Origin of the sequence: Caballeronia sp. (assembly GCF_049581465.1) — a bacterium.
In the GTDB taxonomy this organism is placed as follows: domain Bacteria; phylum Pseudomonadota; class Gammaproteobacteria; order Burkholderiales; family Burkholderiaceae; genus Caballeronia.
This window is the reverse complement of the sequence record NZ_JBAUSA010000048.1, coordinates 1-1,673: the sequence shown is the minus strand read 5'-3', so window position 1 is coordinate 1,673 and position 1,673 is coordinate 1. Positions and strand designations below refer to the sequence as shown.

1 protein-coding gene and 1 pseudogene are annotated in these 1,673 nt (G+C 64.0%); both read right to left on the bottom strand.

Translation table 11 applies throughout. The features are described 5' to 3' along the window. Positions 1-635 (bottom strand): annotated as a pseudogene (locus WCA53_RS00960) (virulence factor family protein); the annotation flags it as partial. Continuing rightward, a partial coding sequence (locus WCA53_RS00955) for a phosphatidylglycerol lysyltransferase domain-containing protein (RefSeq protein ID WP_423904374.1) occupies positions 632-1,673 on the bottom strand: 1,042 nt, incomplete at its 5' end. The gene WCA53_RS00955 and the pseudogene WCA53_RS00960, both read right to left, overlap by 4 nt.

Sequence of the window (1,673 nt, the reverse complement as noted above, 5' to 3'; positions counted from 1 at the left end):
TCCGATACGTCTTCGTCGGTCGCTTCATGCACGCGCAAATGGGGCGCGGCGAGGGCCAGAAGCGCGTCGGCTTTTGAGGTTGCGGCGCCAAGCGGGCCGGTCTCGTAGAAACCCGGCAAGCCCTTCGCGTGCGTGATGGTCGGGTCCGGCGGACAAGGGTTGAAGCGCGCGTCGAGCTGCGCATCCGGCGCCACCGATACCGCGCCCGCAACCGTATTGTCGGGCGCCTGGGCCAACGCTTTTTCGGCGAGGATGCCGCCCTGGCCGGTGCCCATTAACATCGGCGAGAAGTAGCGGCTGGACTGGACTTCGCGTTCGAGCTGGTGACTCACCGACTCGGCGTCGCCTACCAGCTTGTGGCAGGCCTCCTGATGAGTGGTCAGGTTCGCCGCGTATCGGGCTGTGTCCACACCTACGACCATCGCGCCTTTCGCGGCCAGCACATCGGCGCTTTGTGCGTCGGCGGGCGTCCAGTTCTTGTCGGAGAAGAGGACGATGAAAGCACGCATCGGACCGGATGGTTTAGTTAGCGTGATCTCGCCATAACGGCCGCCGGGCAATGTCTCGGCGTGCGCCGCAGTTATTGCGAGCGTGGCGCATAGCGACACAAGGACGAGCTTTTCAATAATTTTCATGACCGCCAGCCTCCCGCCAGCAACGAGAGATCGGCAAGCGTAAAGAACACGCCGACAGAACCGGACGCCGCGAGATAACGCGGCTCCCAGCGCGGCTGGAACTTGCTCTTGAAGCCTCGCAAGCCGCGGAAATTGTAGAACCGGCCGCCGAAGCGCCAGACGAAGCCGGCCAGCCGATGCCATGGCGAAGCAAGCGGTGTCGGCTGCATGCCGGAAAGCGGCGCGATCCCAAGACTGAGCGTCTGGAATCCGGCCTGCTTGAGATGCAGCGCGAGCTTCGTAAAGAGGTATTCCATCGCGTACGACGATGCGTCGGGCACATGACGCATCACGCCGACCGTGGCTTCGGTATTCAGGTCGGTCGTCATGAAGGTGACGAACGCGACCGGCACGCCCTGCTGGCGCACCAGCAGCACGGATTGCGCGGCGAGGTAATCGTCGTTGAACGCGGCGACCGAAAAGCTTTTCTCGCGCGCTTCGCGGCTGTCCAGCCACGCATCGGAAATCGTGCGCAAGACGGGCATGGCGTCGGGAACGCGCTCGGAATCGAGGACTTCCACGTCGAAACCATCGCGTTCTCCGCGCTTGATTGCATAGCGTAAATGCGCGCGATGCGAACCCTTCAAGTCGAACTCGGCCAGTGCGACGTGCGCTTCCTCACCCAGTTTCATCAGCGTGAGACCTGCATCGAGATAAAGCGGCAAGGCGTCGGCGCGAACCTGATAGAAGGCCGCGCGGCCATTGTGCGCATGCGCCATCTGGACAAACTGCCGGATCAGTTCGGCCCATTCGCGCCGCGGACCCACGGGGTCGTGCAGCGCGGCCCAGGTGCGGCCGTGCTTGGCGTACATCAGGAACGCCTCGCGGGACGCCGAAAACATGAAACTCTTGTCGCCCATCATCGCGAGGCCGGCGTCGCTGCGCTCCTGCGCGCGAAAGATGCGCGCGGCATCGAGGAGATCTTGCGGGGCGGGCTTTTCAAAGCGGCCGGCGGCCGGCCGCAGCAATTGCCATACGGCGATGACGGCGGCCAGCAGG